This is a genomic window from Streptomyces griseus (genome assembly GCF_900460065.1).
Classification (GTDB): Bacteria; Actinomycetota; Actinomycetes; order Streptomycetales; family Streptomycetaceae; genus Streptomyces; species Streptomyces griseus.
In genome coordinates, this window is the sequence record NZ_UAVD01000009.1 from 147,645 (window position 1) to 166,807 (window position 19,163).

Below are 19,163 nucleotides of genomic sequence, written 5' to 3' on the forward strand. Positions count from 1 at the left end.
GCGGGCCGACACCCCCTCACCGGGTGTCGAGCAGGGCCCGGGCGTGCTCGTCGGGGAAGAGGCCGTCCCGGGCGACGTGGTCGCGCAGTTCCCGCTCGGTGAGCGGGTACACGTTCCAGTACCGGCCCCAGTTGTCCTGGTAGTCCAGTGCCGGGTCGTGGCCGGGAAGGCCGTCGAGCGCCAACTGGGCGCCGCGCATCACCTCGTGGAACGAGTGGTGGCCCGCCGACATCGAGGTGGCGATCATGCCGGCCCGGATCAGCCCGAGGTCCAGGTCGATGCCCCACCGGTCCCGCATCCGGGCGGCGTGCACCAGGAAGCGGTAGGTCGAACCCGCGGTGCCGGTCGCGACGAGGCCGCCCGAGTCCTCGGACGCTCCCTGGAAGCCGGAGCTCATCGCGAGGTCGTACACCGAGGTCGCCGGCATCCAGGTGAGCCCCTGGTCGTCGACCGCGAGCAGCCGCTCCGCCCGGCTCAACGGCGGACGCACGTCGTCCGGGCGGGTCCGGACCAGGTGGGCCCTGGTGGCCCTGGCGAGCGCCGCCTGCTTCTCCTGCGCGGTGAGACGGTCGTCCAGCCGGAGCTCCTCGGCGAGCCGCTCCAGTTCGGCGCGGCCCTCGGCCTGTCGGCGGCTGGGCCGCTCCGCCTCGATCTCCGGGTGCTGGTCCTCGCGTCCGCCGAGCATCTCCGGCACCAGGTCGCTGGAGATGCCCTGGAACAGGAAGGTCACGAGCTCCCGCAGATTCCCGCTCCGCAGCACCTGCTGGAGGGCCGGCCTGCCGGTGCCGACGGAACCGGCCAGGCTCGGGTTCTCGCTGCCGAACGTGGCCAGGTGGCGCGGGAACTGCTGCCGGGCCCGCTCCCACGCGGCGCGGGCCATCTTCCGGAACTCCTCGGTCACCGCCTCGTTCTCGGCGAGGTGGTCGGCCAGGCGCCGTTCGAAGGCGAGGGACTCCTCGGCGTAGCGGATGCGGGCCCGGACCCACGCGGGCACCTCGACACCGCGGTCGGGGCTCGTCCCGACGGACCGGCGAGACGTTCGGGACCCGGCCCGGCCGGGGGCGGACCCGGCGCTCCCGGGCGGTTCCGTCGGGGACCCGGTGGCCGGGGCGGGGCCGGAGGCGGGGCGGGGCGGGGCGGGTGTCCCGGGCTCGGTCGGCTCGCCGAGGGGTTCGGGGCGGTGCGGGCGCGGTGCCGGGGTCCGGCGGCGGTCGTCGATGTCGACCGTCACCACCCGTCCCCGGTCCGGGTCCGTGGCGCCCCGGACCCGCTTCGCGTCCTGCGTGAGCCGGAAGTCCGAGAGTGTGACGTGCGGTCCGGGGGCGCCTTCCTGGAACGTCCTGAGCAGCCGGCCGAGCCGGTCGCCGAGCGCGCCGGTGACCGCCTCCGCCCGTTTGCGGCCGCTGGCCCGCGAACGGTTGCCGTGCCCGGTGACGGTGACCGTCGGCAGGGGCAGCCCGTTGGCCCTGTTCCACAGGCCCGCCCGGGCCAACGACAGTGCCAGGGCGTCCAGGTTCTCGTCCTGGTCGGACGCCGGGTTGTGCCGCTGCTCCGCGAACCGCAGGGTCCGCTGGTGCGGGCGGGGCGTGTGTCCGTGCAGGACCACCGTGGTGAGCGGGTTGGAGACGGCGGACGGCCCCTCCGACAGCAGGGCCGCGTTGACCGCGTGCGCCGACTCCCCCGGGCGCCTGCTGTAGGCGCGGAAGAACCACAGGTCCTTGTCGTCGGTGACGGGCGCCGCGGCCCGGACCGCGTCCCGGGCGCGGGCGCGGGCCCGGTCCACCTCGCGCTGTGCCGTCGCGTGCTCGGGGCGGTCCTCGGCAAAGTACCAGCGGACCTGTTCCGCCTCGTGTACGCCGGCCAGCGCCCGGGCCGCGTGCGCGAAGCCCTCCAGCCGTACGATCTCCGCCGCTTCGGCGCCACCGCGCCGCGCCTCCTCGGCCCGCCGGTCGGTCTCCCGGGCCAGTCGGCCGAGTTCGTCCGCGTCGTAGCGGTCGAGGTTGTCGTCGACGATGTCGTCGAGCCGGTCCGCCGGGAGGTCGGCACGGGAGTGGGTCGCGTTCTCCAGGGTGATCTGGTGGGCGCCGTCCTCACTGGCCAGCACCACCTGGGCGAAGTGGTAGGGGGCGTGCGGACCGGCCGGGGCGCCGGGCTTGGCGTGGTTGTGGGTGAACAGCTGCGCCCCGCCGTCGTTCGTGGTGCTGACCGACTGGATGAGATAGCCCTCGCCGACCTCCGCCCAGGCGAACTGGTTGACCCCGGTGCGGGCGGCGGCCGCGTTCAGCGGCCCGCGCAGCGTGTTGTCCGGCGTGTGGCTCAGGGCCCGGCCGTACGGCTCGCCCGGGGTGGGCGCGCCCACCACGCCGCCGGTGAAGCGCGGGTCCGAACCCGCCCGGCGGGCCGCCCAGTCGGGTGTGACGCCGGCGGCCGGGCGAACGCCCCGGGCGGCCTCCGTCAGGGCCTGGGCCAGGTGGTGGGTGCCGGTGACCTCGCGGCCGTGCAGTCCGTTGACCGGGGCCGTGGCGGCGGTGCCGTCGGGGCCGCGGAAGGCGAGGTGGGAGAGCGGTGGGGCGTCGGCCCCGGCGACCGTCCGGGCGAAGTCCCGGGTGAAGGCGTGCTCGGAGGCGCCGGACGCGGTCAGGAACCGTGCTTCCACCCGGAACAGCGGCTCGCCCGTGGAACCGTCCTCCCGGGGCAGCAGCAGGCGCACGGAGGTGTCGGCCGTCAGCCGCACCCCGGCGCCGGTGGCGGCCAGGAGCGCGGCGGAACGCTCGATCGCCGCCCGGGTCGCGTACACCTGCCGGCTCCTGCCGGTGGTGTCGTCGCCGGCCGAGTGCAGGGCGAGCGTCCGGTCCTCGGAGATGTGCAGCGGCGGCCGGTCGGTGGTGTGGACGAACCCCTGGTCCTGGTGCGGCAGGATCAGGGCGGGCGCGTCGGGTCCGTCCCCTGCCCGTACCTCGCCGACCGCCCGGGGGTGAAGCTCGGTGAACAGGACTCCGGTGCCGCTCTCGTCGACGACCCGGTAGTCGCGGGTGATCAGGGGCCGGGGGCGCAGGGCGTCGATCCGGCGTTCCCACTGGGCCAGGTCGGCGAGCCGGTCGAACTCGGCGTCCCCGTCGTCGGTGGAGTCGCTGTCGCTCTCGGAGTCGCCGCCCGGGTCGCTGTCGCTGGTGAGGTCGCGGGCGCCGGTCAGTCCGGGGTCCCGCGGTGGTGGCGGCGCGGCCCAGTCCGGCCCGGTCTCCCCCGGGCTCCGGTGGACTACCAGGCGGCGCTCGCCGGTGGTGGGGTGGTCGGCCACCTCGACCGGGCGCCGCGGGTACCAGGTGGGGCGGGCGGTCGTACCGGAGACCAGGTTGGCGACCTGCGCGGCGAACGTCTCGGGAAGCACCAGGACGATGTCCGCGCCGCGCGGGCGCCGGGAGTCGTAGGAGATGATCCGGGCCATCTCCACGGGGTCGCGGACCACGAAGGTCCGCCACGGCGTGACGATCTCGACGCCGCCGCCGTCGGCTTCCTCGGCCACGATCACGTACGGGCCGCGCCACGGCGCGGGCTGCCGGTCGACGGCGCCGGAGCGTTCGGCCAGGTAGGAGTCCGGCTCCGGGGGGCGGTGGCCCGTCCCGGTGAAGTCACGGCCGGCCGGGCTCCGGTCCTCGGTGTGCAGCAGGGTCTCCTCGGCCAGGGCGTCCCGCCGGGTCTCGATCTGACGGTCGATGAAGTACGCGGCGAGGTCCTCGGCGCTCTCCAGGTCGTCCGACGACGCCTCCAGCGCCAGCGCTCCGAGGTCCAGCACGTCCTGGGGGCTCACCCGGGTCCGGCGCGGCAGGTGCAGGACCTCGTGGGTGAGGCCGGTCAGGCCGGCCCGGAGCGGACGGCCGCCCGCGGCCCGCTCGACCAGCGCGTACAGCGCCTCGGAGGTCTCCTGGAGCCGGGAGCGCGGCGCCCTGCTCCACTGGGGGCCGAACACCGTGCTCAGCCACCGCGGGTCGGCCCAGGCCGGAGGGGTGACCTCGTCCCCGTCCTCGGAGTCCGGACCCCTTCCCCCGTCCCCGTCCCCGGGGTGGATCGCTCGGTCCGGGGACGGGGGCTCCGCACCGGAGAACGTGCTCAGTTCGTACGCCTCTTCGTCATCCGGCGGCGCCGGGAGGCCGCTGCCGGTGGGGGACGGCGGCAGCGGAACGTCGGCCGGATCGGGCCGCGCGGGGCTCCCGGCCTTCGGCGCGGGGGCCGGGGTGCGCGGGAGCAGGGGGACGAGGTCGCCGCCGCGGCGACGGAGCCGGAGGGTGGGGGCGTCCGGGGACGGGCCGGCGTAGGTGTGGACGGTGCCGTTCTCCTCGACCAGCGTGACGGTGGCACCGGTCGCGGCGGCGGCCCACTCGGCCACCGCGCGGTCGGCGTCCGGTCCCCACGGGGCCTCGGCCAGGTGGCGGCGCAGATGGCCGTCGCGGGCGTCCCGGCTCGGTTCGGGAACGCCCGGGCGGGCGGGCAAGGGGGGTGGGGCGAACAGCGCGTCGCGCTCCGCCGGTTTGCCGGGCAGGCCGTTCAGCCGCATCAGCAGGGCGGGCGATGCGTCGGCGCGGGTGCGCAGGCGCGAGGCCTCCCGGCGGTCCGGGCCGGGTTGCGCGGCTGCCTGGCGCAAGGCCGTGGAGAGCGCGCCGAAGAAGCCGTTGCCCCGGCCGGTGGGGGCGCCTTGGGTGTAGGTCGCACCGTCGGGGGCGGTGAGTACGCCGTCGCGGTCCAGACGGTAGCGCGGGACGGTGGCGTCGGCGGGCGGCAGCCAGGGGGCGGTGGTGTGGCCGCGGTGGGTGAGGGGCTTCGCGGGAGGCGTCGCCGTGCCCGTCGCGACCGCGCCCGTTGTGCTCCCGCCCGCCGCGGACGTCGTCGTGGGCGTCGGCAGTGGCGTCGCGACCGGGGGCGGGGTGCCGGCCGGGAGCGTGGCGTGGAAGAAGCCCTGCTCGGCGAGGAGCACCGGGTCGGTGGCCGCGTCGACCGCCGCCGGGTCCGCGCCGTGCGGGAGGAAGACCTGCTGGCGGCCCTCCCCCGTCACCACCGTCAGCGGGGTGCCCAGGACCCGGGCGGCGAGCGCGGGCAGGAGGTCGGCGCCCCCGTGGTCGCCTGCGCGGCGCTCGGGCGGGGCCGTCTCTCCGGCGTCCCGGTCCGTGGCGTCCGCCGCCGGCGGCTCGGCGGCGAAAGGGCGGGACAGGGCCGCGACGGCCAGCGCGACCCGCTGTTCGGGCGTCGGCCAGAACGTCTGCGGCAGACGGCCGAACGCGTCGAACTCCGCCTGCTGCGCGGCGGTCAACCTCACTCCGGACAGGTCGAGTTCGTCGCGCGTGAACGTGTCGGCGGCGTCCAGCGCCAGGGCGTCGAGCAGATCCTCGTTGCCGTGGTCGGCCAGCGCCCAGGCGAGGCGGTCGCGCGCGGCGGCGACGGCCTCGGCCGTGACCTCCGGATCCGCGGGCCGGGCCGCGAACCGTTCGGCGAGGTCGGTGCCGAGGAGGTGGGGCAGGCGTCCACGGTCCCGGGCCACGGCGAGCAGCGCGTGGAAGAAGGAGGCGCCGTCGTGCGGTACGGCGTGGACGTCGCGCACCGTGGCGCCGTCCGGCGAGGTGAGGGTGCGGGGAGCGGAGTCGGTGGCGTCGGTGATCGTGTACGGCTCCGGCGCCTCGGAGCGCCAGTCGGGGGCGGTGTACTCCTGCGGCGGGTCCTTCACCTCGGCCGAGACGGAGCCCTGGTGGTGTGCGGTGAGACGGGTCGCGGCGAGGTGGAGGCGATGGTGGTCCGCGGCGGCGGCGTCGGTGTGCCGCCGCCACCGGCGTACCTCCTCGCGGGCCGTCCGCCAGGCGGCGACGGCCGGGGACCGGTCCATGGACCGGGGCAGGACGGTGGCCAGGTCGGGGTGGCCGTCACCGAGCGCGGCCCGCTCGTCCGCGCTCAGGTCGAGCCAGGCCTCCCGGGCCCTGGCGCGGGCGTCGTAGTAGTTCTTCTCGGCGGCGGCGAGGTCGGCCGCCGCCTTGGCCTGGTCGTCCCAGGCGGTGCGGGCCTCGTCGGGGAACGTGGTGTCGTCCAGGAGTCCGTGGTCGCGGGCGATGTCCTCGCGCAGCCAGACCAGGGCGGTGGTCTCGGCCTCGGCGGCGCGGGGGCCCCGCCGGGGCTTGCCCAGGGCCCGCGCGGGGCGGCTGTCGGTGAACCGGTGGTCCACCTCGGCCACCGAGAGCCAGCTCACCGGGATCGCGAAGAGCATGCTGCGGTCCGTGACGACCTTGACGTGGGTGCCCAGGGTGGTGTCCGTGGCGCCCTTGAGCGTGGTGCCGTCGTTCGCCCCGCCGATCGGCACCGTGGCGCCGGGGTTGGTCACCCCCGCGTTGCTGTTGCCCGCCATCGGCGAGGAACTCACGGCGCCCTCGACGTTGTCGACGATGCCGCTCTCCAGTGCGTCGGAGGCCTTGCGCCGCCGCATCGCCTCCATCCGCGGCTTGTTCTCCACGGCGAGCAGGCGGGCGCCCCGGCGGTGCATCCTCGCGTAGAGGCGGGAGTCGGCGGTGTGGGACTGGCCGAAGAGGTGGGCGGAGGCCTGGGTGGGCAGCGGCGAACCCTCCGCGCCGAGGGCCTCGCGGAATCCGGCGGTCAGGCCGACCTGGCCGGCGGCCTCCCGCTGGGCCTCGGCGGGGGCGGTGCCGAGGCCCGTGAGCGGCGTGTGACGGGCCATCCGCACACGCTCCGCGAGCACCGCTCCCGAGTGCCGTCGGCCGAGGTCGCTGTCGCCCGGCGAGCCGTCGGCGCGCGCGGTGGCGAGCGTGAGGGCGTCGTGCACGTTGACCGCGCCCAGCACGTCCACGGCGAGGATGCCGGACCCGATCCGGTCGTCGACGAGCAGGACGTCCGGATCGGGGGCTCCGGTCTCCCCGACGGTGGGGCGGCGCCACTTCGCGACGGCCTCCGGGCGCGCCTGATCAGCGGTCAGCAGCGTGACCGCGCGTTCCGGTTCCGGGATCTCCTGTTCGGTGAGCGCGCCCGCCGCGCCGTCGCCCTCCGGGGTGAGCAGGCTCGTCGGGAGGATCTCGCCGAGGCTGCCGACCGGGGCGGTGGCGGTGGGGCCGAGCGGTTCGCCGGAGGCGTCCGTCATGGTGACGGTCAGGGTGTAGGAGGTGACGATCTCGGCGTGCGTCTGGGTGGTGGCGATGTTCGGCATCGCGGTGCTGCCTGCGGTCTCGGTGCGGGCGCTCGACCGCTGCCTGGCTGCGGTGCCCTGGAGCGCGGGGTTGGCGACCAGCACGCCGCTGCCCGCCGCGCGCTGGCTCGCGCTGAGCGTCACGTCGGCCCCGCGGTCCTGGGTGGTGCCGGCGGCGTCGTCCCGGGCGGTGGTGCGGTAGTCCTCCAACTCGTAGCCGGTGCGGAGCCGTTGCACGGTGGTCGTGACCGGGGTCAGCGTGAACCGGAGCTGCCCGGGGCTGCCGCCGACCGGCAGGTGGTGCGGGCGGGACCAGGCGCGGTAGCGGACCGGCAGGGTCATCCCGTCGGTCGTCAGCTCGTGCAGATGGGAGCGGAGGAAGTCCGGCGAGAGGCGTTGGAGGACCTGTTCGCGGTCGTGCGAGGGGACGCCGATCCTCTCCAGCTGCCCCATCAGCCGCTGCGCCGCCGGGCCGGCGTCGAGTTGGCCGCTGGGGTGGGAGGGGAAGCGGCGGCCGCGCAGGAAGGGGGGCAGCCGGTAGCCGCCGCCGAGGTTGTCCGGTGTGGTGGCGCCGAGGCCGTCCGGCGCGAGCCCGGCTTCGATGGCGTCCTGCATCGGCAGGTGGAACATCACCGCGTCGCGGACGCGCTGGAGCGCTGCGGCGGCCCGGCGCGGCGCGAGCTTCCGCCCGAGGCGCTCCGAGATCCGCCCGGCGGCGGCCCCGATCCCGGCCCCGGGACGGGTGCCGACCGCCCCCATCGCGGCCGTCCAGCGGTCGCGAACCGCGACGGTCTCGACGGCGTCGGCGACCACGAGGTACATCCGCCCCGCGTAGGCGAGGGTGGTGTTGCGGCCCCGGGTGAGGGTCTGCGAGGCGCTGCGGCCCTTGCCCCAGGCGTACTGGAGGGCCGTCGCGTACGAGCCGACGACGGCCTGCTCCCCCGGCGCCTGCTGCAAGGGCATGGTGGCGCCCTGGAGGCCCAGGGTGGTGCGGGAGACGGTGCTGGAGGTTCCCGCGACGCGGTGCTCGTTGCCGATGGTGGCTTCGAGGCTGCCGGGCTTCGGGTCGCTCATCACCCGTACGTTGCCGAGTTCGCCGCGGACCGCGGCCTTCAGGTAGTGGGTGGCGAGGGGGCCCGCGCCGCTCAGTCCGGTGATGCGGGAGCCGAACGGGCCTAGGTACTGGCCGAGTTGTCCGGCGATGCTGAGATCGGCCATCGCCCGGCGCAGGGCGGTGCGTATCGGGGCGCCGGGGGCGCTCACGTGCCAGGAGGTGCCGGAGGCCCGGTCGGCGGTGTCCTGGACGAGCCGCTGGCGCTGCCGGCCTCCCTCGGCGCTGAGGACCACGTGCGGGGCGCTCAGGAGCCTGCGGACGAGCTGCCGCTCGGACGGTTGCCCGTGGGGCAACGGGCGTGTTCCGTCGAGCAGTTGGTCCGCTTCGGTGGCGGACAGGGGGCGCGGCGCGGGGGTGGGCGCGGGGGCCGTGGAGGTGGCCGCCGCCGGGCCGGTGGCCGGGCCGGTGGCCGGCGGGTCGGTGGGGGCGTAGCGGTCGGAGCCGTGTGCCGCGGGCACGGCGAGCTCCACCCGGCCCACGGTCTCCGTCCCCCGGCTGAACAGCGGACGCTCCTCGACCTTGCTGACGAACAGGCCCGCGCCCAGCAGGCCGACCGAGGCGAGCCGGGCCCAGCCGCGGGGGCGGCGGTGCCCCTCGAAGGTGGCGCCCAGCTCCACCCGGTAGCTGTAGAGATCGGCTCCGCTCTGGAACGTCAGCTGGTCGTGGGCGACCGCGACGGTGTTCCGGGTGGCCTTGGCGTCGGTCCTCGCGTAACGGCCGCCGAGCGAGAGGTTGCCCGTTCGGCGCGGCAGTCCGGCCTCCGGCGCCTTGTCGTGGTCGCGTGGCGAGATGCCCAGTTCGACACCGGCGGAGAGGGTGGTGGAGGCCTGCTGCCCCTGGCCGGAGACCTCGGTGCCGATCACCGCGTTGCGCAGCGAGCGTTCGCTCATGGTCGTCTCGAACCGCCGGTCCGTGAGGCGTGCCCGCAGGATCAGGGTGTGGTGGCCGCGCCGCACCTTGCCGTCCTCGGTGAGGGTGACCGGCACCCCGGTGGTCGTCAGGTCGTCCAGACTCTGCGCCAGGCTGGGCCGGTTGAGCGCCTCGCGCACCTGGCGGTCGTTGTGCAGCGCGGTCCGGAGGCGCCCGTCGCCGTACCAGAGCTTGGCCAGTCGCGGGTGCCGCAGCATCAGCGGCGGGACGAAGAGGGACGGGTAGGAGCGGTGGAGCGTGTCCAGCACCGAGTCCGCGAAGGCCCGCAAGGGGTCCTGAGGCGCGGGGGCCGGGAGCGGCTGCCCGTCCCGGGCCGGGCGGGCGGGAGGCCGCTGGTCCGGCCGGAACCCCTCGGCGCGGATCTGGCCGCCCAGGTGGACCGGGTCCTCGCGGGTGAGGTACCACGGCACCGGCGGCTCGGCGTCCGGGTTCGGGCCCGTCGCGCCGGGTGTACGGCTGTCCCACCCCGCCAGTCGGCGCGCGTCCTGGGTGGAGATCCAGTCCAGGCTGACCACCCGGACCGGGCGGGCGGCCGAGGCCGGTTCGCCGGCCCCCCGGACCATCAGGGTGCGTTCCACCCGGTAGAGCGCGAGCGGGTGGTTGCGGACCCGGCCGGTGACCTTGCGGGCCGCGTCGTTGCCCAGGTAGTGGCCCCGGCCGGTGCTGAGGTCCGCGCGGACGAGCGGGCCGCCCTGGAGGCGTACGTCGGTCTCCGGGCCGATGAGCGTGTGGTTGGGGCCCGCGGTGACCTGGACCCCGAAACGGGTGTCGCGGACGTGGGCGCGCTGGTTCTGGTACGTGGTCTGGGCGAGGTCGCGCACCTCCGCCTTGACCGACTCCGTGACCAGGGTGGCCCGGTGCGGGATCGACCGCTCGACGACCAGGTGCCCGAGCGGGTGCCGGCCACTGCCACGGGTCAGTTCGGGCCCGCTGACCGGTCCGGAGAACCGCCCGAACAGACCGTGCAGCCGGCCGGGCCGGACGTAGGAGATCAGCGTTCGGTGTGCCGAACTTCCGGGACGCGCACCGGAGATGGCGAGCGCCACCTCCTCCGGCGGGTCCGTCAGATGCAGTGCGGTGGTGTCACTGACCCGCGGCTCGACGCCGTCCGGGAAGGTGAGCGTCCGGGGCGCCCGCCCGGGCCCACTGAAGGGAACGGTGAGATCGTCCGGCAGCCGCCAGCTCAGCCCGTCCCGCACGGCGAACGCCGCGGCGTGCACGGGGGTGCGCCGCCAGGGGACGGCGGGGGCGGGCGAGGTGGTGTCCGGCCCGGTGGTCTTCGGCGCCTCGGTGACCCGCTCCACCCGCACCCGGTAGTGGACGTCGTCCAGGTGCAGATGCGAGCCGTCCACGGCCCGGTACTCGGACTGGTGGTACGCCTGGGTGCCCAGCGTGTAGTCGGTCCGGCGGGTCCAGCCGAGCGAAACGCCGATCTTCAGCATCCAGTTGAGCGGCGGCCCCATGCCCAGCGCGGCGGCCACCCGACGTCCGACGCCCACACTGCGCCCGCCGCCCGTACCGGCCTGTCCGCGCCGCATGGTGTCCACGCGGACGGTGGAGCCGTCGACGTCGGAGAAGCGTTCCCAGCGGTGGTACGGGATGGCTTCCACGGTCATCTCGTGGCCGACGCCGGACTTCTCCCGGCCCACGAGACGGGCCCCCCGGGGGGCGGTGAAGGCGCCGGGCTGGTCGGTGAGCAGGCGCAGCAGTTCCGCCTCGTCGAACTGGGCGCGCAGCTTCCCGGGCAGCTTGCCGAGGATCTCCCGGGCCACCTGATCGGGCGAGCGGAGCGTGAGGACGCCGACGCCGTTCAGGAGGCCCGGGCGGGGGGTGGCGGCCGTGCGGGGGCCCGGTCCCCCGTCGCCGGGGTCGGCGTCCGGGCTGATCAGGACGGTGGGCAGCCGGCCGCCGTCGTCGAAGGTGACGGTCTGCGGCGGGGGTCCCGGCGGCCGGGCGTCCTCGCCTGTCAACAGCCGCGCGGGGCGGTGCCGTTCGAGCTGGGTCTCCAGCGGCACGGGATCGCCGCGGTCCGGGGCCGGGGTGCCGGGGGTGTCCAGGTCGGTGACCCCGCCCATGCTCCGCAGCCACTGACCGAAGACGTCGGAGCCGACCGGGTCCTCGGTCGCCGGCGCGGGGGCGGGTGCCGAGGTGGGGGCGGGTGCCGAGGCCGGGGCGGGGAGGGCCGACGCGGGGACCAGGGCGTCGAAGTGGTCGGTCCCGTTGTAGGACAGGTGCAGGGCCCCTCCCGGGCCACCCGGGTTGAGGGGGGTGACGAAGGTGCTCCCCGGAGCCCGCGGGTCCGGCTGCACGAGCCGCAGGTCGAGGCCGAGGATGTGCGCCAGCGCCTGCGGGAGCACGTCGGCGAAGGGGGACGCCCAGAGCGCGGGGCGCTCCGCCGCCGCGAGGATCAGCCCGTCGGTGCCGAGCCGCCGCGCGTCGGCGGGGGTCGGCGCCACTTCGGCGAGGTGCGGGTAGCCGCCGTCCCGGAGCAGCCGCCGCCACCGCCGGCCGTCTCCGTCGGTGACGACCGCCTGCGCGATCAGGTCCCAGCGCCGGTTGATCCGGCCGAGCGCGTCCGGGTCCCGTACTCCGGCGATGGCGGTCATCCGCAGGTCGTCGACGACGGCGAGCACCGGATCGGGGTTCGCCTCGGCGGCCGAGGCGAGCAGTTCGGACCCGGTGAGCCGCTCGCGCAGCAGTTCGCGGAGGCGGGTGACGTTCCGCGCGGCCCAGGCCGGGGGCACGGGCCGGCTGCGCGCGCTGTCGAGCAGCGCCCGGAAGAGGCAGTCGCCGCCGCCCGGGGTGCGCAACCGGCGAAAGGCCAGCCCGTCCGCGCGTACGGCGTTCGCGGGACCGGGCGTCACCGGGTCCTTGCTGAACAGGGCCAGGCCTTCGGCGAGGCTCTCCGGCCGGCTCCGTGCGGGCGCCAGATCGGGTCGTCGGCGCAGGAGTTCCGCGGTGTCCTCGGGGCTCAGCGCCAGGTCGGCGAGGGGCAGCGGCGCGGTGGAGAGGGACCAAGTGATCCGCGCGGCGGGCGCGTAGGCGAGGCCGGCCACGTCCTGGGGCGAGACCGGGGTGGTCGGCGGGAGTTCGGGGGGCGGCGGGGGCAACAGGGCGTCGAGCGTGGTGCCGGGCCCCGCGGTGGCCCGCAACCGGGCTGCGGAGCGCAGGAATTCCCGGTACTCCTCGGGCGTGGGGTCGGCCGAGGGGTTCTGGGTGGTCGTGGCGGTGCGTGCCGGGGCCGCCTCGGTGCCGGCGGTCCTGGCACCCGTCGCGCCGCGCCGGTCGATGACCATCCGCCGCAGGAGGTCCGGGGTCATCCGACCGTCGCCGTACCGGGCCGCCGTGCCCTGATCGACCCAGCGCAGCCCGTCCACGTACGCGAGAGCGGCGAGCGACTCGTGGCCGCCGGGGCGCTGTTCGGCATCGGTGCCGAGCACATCGCGCAGCGTCCGGATCTGCTGGAGGGTTCGGGCCCGGGCGAAGGCGTCGGCCGGGTCCGGGCCCGTGTGCAGTCCGGCCTCGCGCGCCAGCCCGTCCAGTTCGGCACCGCCGGGCTCCGGGGTGAACAGCCGCCACCGGCCCGGCCCGTCCGGGCCTTCGGTGAGCACCGCGCGGACGTTGCCGTCCCGGTCCTTGGCCGTGCCCGCCTCGGTGGTCGGCGCGTACACCGGCCGCCCGGTGCGGTTCGCCACGTGCTGGGCCACCGGCAGTCCGGCGATCTGCGGCTGCCGGCCGGTCTCGCAGGAGAACAGCACCAGCGGCCGGTCCTGATCGCCGTCCTGGGCCCACGACTTGAGGACCTCGCCGAGCTGTACCCCGCTGATCTTCACACTGGGGTGCGCCGGGTCGTCGGTGCCGAGCGTGACGGTGCGGGACGTGCCGTGTCCCGCGAAGTAGTCGGCGCCCCGCTTTGTGCCGGAGCCGGGGAGCGCGGTCGGCGGTCCGGTGAACACCGTACGGGGGGTGGGCGGGGTCTCGCCGGCTCCGGGGGCCGCGCCCTCGGAAGAGGTGGTGCGCACGCCGCGGAAGGTGTCCTGCCCGAGCAGGGCCCGGCGCCCCGCGCTCTGCCCCGTACCGTCCTCGGCGGGGCTCTGCGAGATGGTCAGCGTCCGCACCGCACGGCCCGGACGGGGCTGGTGTGGTCCCTCCGGAACCCAGCGCCGCAGCTGCGCGAAGGGCACCGCGTGGCCGCTCAGGGTGGTGACGACCGGCTGCCGGCCCTCGGGCGGCGTGGGGCCTCCTCCCCCGGTGGTGTCGATGGTGCCGCGGCCCGACTCCAGGTGCGGGTCCACGGCGTCCTGCGCGGGGGCCGGGCGGGGCCGGACGGTGTCCAGCGCCCCGTCGCGCACCAGGGCATCGACCATCTGCGGTACCGAATGGCCGCCCTGGAACAGGCTGTACATGGTGTCGGGCACGACGGGCCGGAAGCCCTGCTCCAGGAGGAGTCTGGGCAGCAGGATCTGGACGTTGGAGCGGAGATTGCCGTCCTGGAAGGGGTGGACCACATGCAGCGCGCGCACGGTGCGGACGATGGAGGCGAGTCGGGCCGCGTCGTCGGCGTCGGGCCGCCCGACCCGCGCGTAGTGCTGCTGGAACAGCGCGTCGACGAGACCGGGCGCCGCCGCCTTCGTGTAGTTGGTCGCCAGCGCCGGATTGCTGTGCAGGAAGCGGGTGAGGATGGTGACCGGCCGGGGTGAGGGCAGGGGGTCGGCCCAGTTGTGCGTGGTCATGTCGTAGACCAGCGCCCGGCCCCCGACGCGCTCGTCGAAGACGTCGGGAGCGAGGGCGTCACCGCGCAGCGGGAACTGGGTGGTGCCGTCGCCGGACCAGCCGATCGTCCGGCCGAGGTGGCCGGTCGCCAGGGCGTGCATGGTGCGGTACGCGGAGGCGTCCATGGGGGCCTCGACGGTGTCGGGGTCCCCGAGGAACCGGGTGTACGCCTCGACCATGCCCGCCCGGAAGCCCGGGGACCGGTCGTGGTCGTAGAAGGAGCCGGGGTCGTCGGGGAAGGCGGCCAGCGCGGCTTCGTGGTCCTTGGGGTCGATGTAGAACCGCCACCACGCGTCCTCCGGCAGGAAGTCCCGCAGGGTCCCGGGCCGCCCCGGCGGCGCCTGGTCCGTGGCGGGCCCGCCGTTCCCGGTGCTCGTACCGGGGGCGGCATGGGTTCCGTCGGCGCGCCCCGACTCCAGGTGCAGATCGGTGGCCGTCCCGGTCCAGGGGCCGGACGGGGTGGCCGGTGTGAACACGGCGGGGGTGTCGTGCCCGGTTCGGGGGTTCTCGGTGGCCGTGGACGACGTCGGCTCGATGTCCGCCGTGCCCTCGGGGCCGGTCACCGGGGTCGGCTCGCTCGAAAGCACCCGTACGGGCAGCGGGTCCGGGTCGCCCGGTGCGGGCGCGCCGCCGTCCCTGCCCGCGGGCTTCTCCCCGGGGGGCGCAGTGGCCGACGTGGTCGGCGCAGGCGTCGCCGACGTGGCGGGCACGGGCGTGGGCGCGGTCGTCGCGACGGGCACGGCAGGCGTCGGCCCGGCGGACGTGGCAGGCATGGGTGCCGAGCCGACCGGCGACGGGGCCGGCGCGACGGGCGGCGGGCCGAGGGCGGCCGCGAGCGGCAGCAGCACGTCGGCGTCGGGAAACGCGGTCTCCCCCGTGCCGCCCGGCACCACATCGGGGCCCGGTCCGGTGAGCGGACGGACCTGGACCGGGTCGCCGGGACCCTGGCGGGTCAGCTCGACGGCACTGCGTACCGGCTCCCCGGTCTCCCCCGCCACGTCGGACGCGACCGGCGCGACCGGCGGACCGAGCACGACGGCCCGGTCGGCCCCGGCGCCGTCCAGCAGTTCGGCGGCCTCCGGAGACCCCGCGCCCGGCGGCGGCGTCTCCGAGACCACGATCGTCAGCTCCGGCGCCTCGGTGCCGGTGCCGACAGCCGGGCCCGCTCCTCCCGGCACGGGGGCGTCCACCCCCGTCGGCCGGTCCACCGTCGCCGGTGTGCCGAAGCCCTTCAAAGCCCTGCGGACCTCCTCGGCGTCCAGCTGGGCCGATGGGCTGTTCCCGACGGGCACCACCCGGACCTCGGGCCGGTGCGCCAGGTGGGCGTTCAGGCTGTCGCGCACACCGGTCTCGGTGCTGCTGGGCGGCAGGCCGCCCCGTAGGGCGGCGAGGTCGCGCAGCGCCTGCTCGCGCGCCTCTCCGGGGCCTTGGTGGACCTGTTGCCACAGCTCGTTCTCGGCGGCGGTCACGGGCATCGGGCCCGGGGAGTACGGCGGCGGGTCCACCGGGACGTACGGCGGCGGCTCCGGCGCGACGGCGGACGGGGGCGGCTCGCTGCCGGGGAGGGTTCCCTGGCCGGTGGTCCGCGGGACGGCCGGCGGCGGCCCGCCGTGTGCGGGCGAGATACCTCCGGTGGGGTCCTGCCGCGCGGGGCCGCCGGAGCGGTCGGGGCCCTCGGAGCCTGAGGAGTCCCCGGAACCCCGTGTACCGGAGTCGCCGGCGCCGGAGACCGTGGGCGGCGGCTGGTTGCGCAACTTGTCCATGGCGTGGCGCAGTTCGGCGCCAGTGTTCAGGGCCGTGCCGGTGAGCGAGGACTCGACCTGGCTGCTGATGCCCGCGCCGACGAAGGTCGACCAACTGGTGGACCAGTCGCCGTCGAAGGCCCCCTTCACGAGGATCTCCGCGAGCGCCTCGCCGGACCCTGCGGCGAGGAAGTCGGCCGTTCCCTTCAGCCCGTAGTGCCCGGCCAGCGCGCCCGGCCGGTCCGCGTTGTGGCGCAGGAGCTGGTTGTTCCGCCACAGTTCGGGGTTGTTCCGGAAGGCGAGCGGGCCGTCCCGGAAGGTGACCGGTGGCCCGGGCGGAGGCGTGGGGCCGTTGCCGCTCGGGGTGGGGCCGGGGCGGTCGGGGCCCGGCGTGGCCTCGGGGCCGGGCTTGGGGGTGGGGGCCGGCCCGTTGTTCTTCAGGTCGATGTCCGGGGTGTCCCGCAGGTTGGGGTTGTTCTTGAAGTCCGGTCCGGTCTTCAGGAAGTTGCCGTCGAAGCTCCGGACGATGTCCTTCGCGAACTTGTCGAAGACGCTCGTGAAGAGGCCCGCCGCCGCGCCGAACGCCGCGGCCTTGCCGATGTCGCTCCAGTCGATCCCGTCGGGGCGGCGGCCGTCCGGGGCGAAGTTCATCATCGCCAGCCGCACGGCGAAGGTGGTGAACGCCTCGGCGAACGCCTCGGTCAGGGAGGGCGTCAGGTGCAGCCGTTGGAGCAGATGGCTGAGCGTGGTGAGGATGAAGAAGCGGCTGCGGAGCTTGGCCATCATGATCTGGCTCGCGGAGGCTCCGCCGGTGAAGAAGGACATCGCCAGGTAGATGGCGATCTCGATGAGCAGCCGGATGATCTCGGCGATGACCTGCCACTTGGACTCCATGATGTCCATGGAGGTCTTGCGCCGGCCTTCGGCGATCCTGTCGAGCTGTTCGGCGAAGTCGCGCAGGTAGTTCTTGCCGCCGTCGTCGACGAGCATGCCCATCGCCCGGCCGTAGGACGTGGCGAGGTCGTCCGGCATGGACTCACCGATGTCGTGGATCGACTTGTCGATCAGCGAGGACAGCCGCTCCAGTTTGCGCCCGAGGCCGGAGTAGGGCCGTCGGCTCTCGAAGGCGAGGTCCTCGTCGGCGTCCATGAGCTTCTCCCCCGTGAGGATGAAGATCATTGCGTTGACCTCGGGCGATACCTGGATGCTCACCGGCGGCCACCACGAAGGGACTGCGGGCAGGGCGAAGCGGCCGCTCCCGGTCGCGTGCGGGAGCGGCCGGCGACACGCGGCTCAGCGGCGGCCATGCCCGCCCGGGCCGTCGAATCCATCGGTTTCGAGGCGGCTGTTGCCGTGCTCGATCTCGTCGATGTTCCGGTCCCGGGTGTCCTTCATCATCCGGACGTTGCTGACCGTGGCGTCGGTGATGCCCACCAGCGCGTCGCGGATGGACAGCATGGTGTCCTTGGTGGTCTGCCGCTCCTTCTGCTCCTGCGGCCCGGCCTTCTCCGAGAACTCGCTGTTGGTGCCGGGCCACGAGACCGTGGGGGCCAGCTCGTCGAGGAACTCCTCGGTCATGCTCCTGGTGAGCGTGGAGATCTCCTCCAACTGCCCTGCCAGGGCCTCGATGCGCTGCGGGTCGACGTAGTACCGCTGTCCCATCCGTCAGTCCTCTCCCTCGTCGCCGAGCGCGTCCCGCCAGGCGGGGGTGGCCGGGCCGCCCCGTGCCGGATCCCCGTCGTCCTCGCGCAGCACCTCGGGGCCGAAGATGCGCTCCCAGTCCAGCTCGAACCCCTTCAGCTCCGGTACGTTGCTGCTGGGCTCGGCGAAGGGTGCCATCGCCTTCATCACATGGCGGTTCATCTTCAGCCGGGCCGCGCTCGCCGCCTCCAGGACGCTGGCGGCCAGCTCCTGCGGTGACATGTCGCGGTACTTGTTCTCCAGGAACTCGATCCCGCTCAGCTCGCCCTGCGGGCCCGCGGTGGCCCGGACCGCGCGGTCGGAGGAGAGCGCGGCGAACGACGCAGTCCGCAGCTCGCGCTCGGTGCGAGCGACCGCCTCCTGGGCAGCCTGCAGTTCGGCCATGGCCTTCTCCAGGCGCTTCTCCAGCGGTTCCGTCACGCCCGCTCCCCTCCTTCTGCCTCGGTCTTCCCCTCCGTACGGACGACCGTACGGTCCTGTGCTCCGGGCGCCACATCCGGTCCCGGCGAGTGGAGTTGCCGTTCCGTCATCTGCCGATGACGGCCGGGGTGCCGCCCTCTTCCGTTCCCCATACGTCCGCGTCCTCCTCCAAGTAGTCGGCGGAGGTGGCGGGCCTGCGCTCCTGATCCGGCTCCTCCTCGGGGGAGTTGCCGCCGCCGGTGGTCGCCACCCGGGAGGCGGGGGCCAGGAAGGTGTCGTTGTCCTCCTGCCGGTTCCACGGGCTGCGCCGACGCCGGTTGCGGCGCTCGCTTTCCTCGGCCGCGTCGACCAGGACGGCGCGCACGCGCTCGCCGTTGCCCTTCTCGCCGCCCGCGCCCATGCCCCCCATCCCGCCGCCCATCGGCATACCGGGGCTGCCCGGCATGCCCGGGGCTCCGGGGGCGCCCGGGGTGCTGCCGCCGGGGCCGGGGGTCGCCGCGCCGGCCGGAGCGCCGTCGGAGAGCGGGGCGACCTGGCCGGGGATCTCCGAGGACGGGAGGCCGACCCCGGCGGTGCCGCCGGCGGAGGGGGCCGCGCCGCCCTGGGCCGCGCCGAGTCCCAGGTCGGAGAAGGAGACCTCCCGGGTGGTACCCCCGTCGCCGCCCCCGCCCGCGCCCCCGATGCCACTGCCACTGCCGCCGACTTGCCGGAGGGCTTCGAGGTCGAGGTCCCGGCCGGTGCCGGGCCCGGCGGCGTCCCGGTTCCCGTTGAGCTCGCCGAGGTTGCCCGGATCGCGGTTCTCGCCGAGATCCCGGAGGTCGTCGAGGAAATCGGGCCTGCCGTCGCTCCCGCGCGCGTTGAGCTCGTCGAGGGTGACCGTTTCGGTCCTGCCCTGCGGGTCGGTGACGGTGGCGAGGCCGGTGTCCGGGTCGATGGAGTGGCGGGAGCCGTCCGGGAAGGAGTTGACGAACCGGCCGTTGTCCAGCGAGGAGACGGAGCCGTCCGGGTTGGTCACGTCGGCCCCGTGGGTGAGGTCGGTGGTGACCCTGGATCCGTCCGGGGCGATGCTGGTGAGCTGCCCCGTGTCCGGGTCGAAGACGGCTTTGCCGCCGTCCGGGAAGGACGTGGCGAAGTCGCCGTTCTCCCGTCCGGTCACGCTGCCCGTGGCGGAGGTGAGGCCCGCGCCGTCGGTGTTGAGGTTCCCGAGGTCGCCCAGGTCCTCGACGGTCTCCCGGTCGCCGAGGTCCCCGGGGGACTCCGTGGGCAGGTCGGCGTTGACGGAGCCGAGGTCCCGGAGGTCGCCCAGGCCCCC

3 protein-coding genes and 1 pseudogene are annotated in these 19,163 nt (G+C 75.4%); all 4 read right to left on the minus strand.

Annotated elements, in window-relative coordinates; all coding sequences use genetic code 11:
• Positions 1–16 precede the first annotated feature (16 nt).
• Positions 17–16,909: a hypothetical protein gene (locus DTB53_RS05465; RefSeq protein ID WP_012381883.1), complete on the minus strand. Its 16,893-nt coding sequence runs from the start codon at positions 16,907–16,909 to the stop codon at positions 17–19.
• A gap of 114 nt (positions 16,910–17,023) precedes the next feature.
• On the minus strand, positions 17,024–17,392 hold the full coding sequence (locus DTB53_RS05470; protein ID WP_012381882.1) for a hypothetical protein: 369 nt from the start codon (positions 17,390–17,392) through the stop codon (positions 17,024–17,026).
• 3 nt (positions 17,393–17,395) lie between these two features.
• Positions 17,396–17,851, minus strand: a complete 456-nt coding sequence (locus DTB53_RS05475) for a YbaB/EbfC family nucleoid-associated protein (RefSeq protein ID WP_003970673.1) — start codon at positions 17,849–17,851, stop codon at positions 17,396–17,398.
• 106 nt (positions 17,852–17,957) lie between these two features.
• Positions 17,958–19,163: pseudogene (locus DTB53_RS05480) on the minus strand (AAWKG family protein); the annotation flags it as partial.

Coding starts and splice junctions, on each gene's coding strand:
- DTB53_RS05465 (WP_012381883.1), bottom strand. CDS start 16,909: ATGATCTTCATCCTCACGGGGGAGAAGCTCATGGACGCCGACGAGGAC.
- DTB53_RS05470 (WP_012381882.1), bottom strand. CDS start 17,392: ATGGGACAGCGGTACTACGTCGACCCGCAGCGCATCGAGGCCCTGGCA.